The 352-nt window shown below is 58.5% G+C and carries 1 pseudogene; it reads right to left on the bottom strand.

The window, feature by feature from the left end:
• Positions 1 to 152 precede the first annotated feature (152 nt).
• A pseudogene (locus C5F46_RS16835) lies at positions 153 to 352 on the bottom strand (hypothetical protein); the annotation flags it as partial.

Raw genomic sequence — 352 nt, 5'->3', positions numbered from 1 at the left:
TCGGGTATGTCTGTCACGCTAGGACTTACAGGATTGCGGCCCTGATCCTTTTGCCAGAGGTGTTCGCTCATTATGGCTCAGTCGATGTGTCAGTACCGTGGATGAAACAGTAGAGGTTTGAATCGAAGACGCACCAGGAGTGGTTGACGCCGCTACAGGCGACTTTTCCTGCCCCGTGCCTTCATGGCAACCCACACCATCGCGGCCCAGAACAATGTCCGCAGTGTCATGGCCCCGACAGTGCGCATCTCGAAGGCATCTCCTGCGAAAACCCGCCAGCCGAACACGGCAAAGACCGTTGCGGTCGCGATCAGGATGGTCAGCGCCACGGGCAACGCAAGCCGATGCCCGA

The sequence above is a fragment of the Phaeovulum veldkampii DSM 11550 genome (assembly GCF_003034995.1).
In the GTDB taxonomy this organism is placed as follows: Bacteria; Pseudomonadota; Alphaproteobacteria; order Rhodobacterales; family Rhodobacteraceae; genus Phaeovulum; species Phaeovulum veldkampii.
This window is presented reverse-complemented; position numbering and strand designations above follow the sequence as displayed.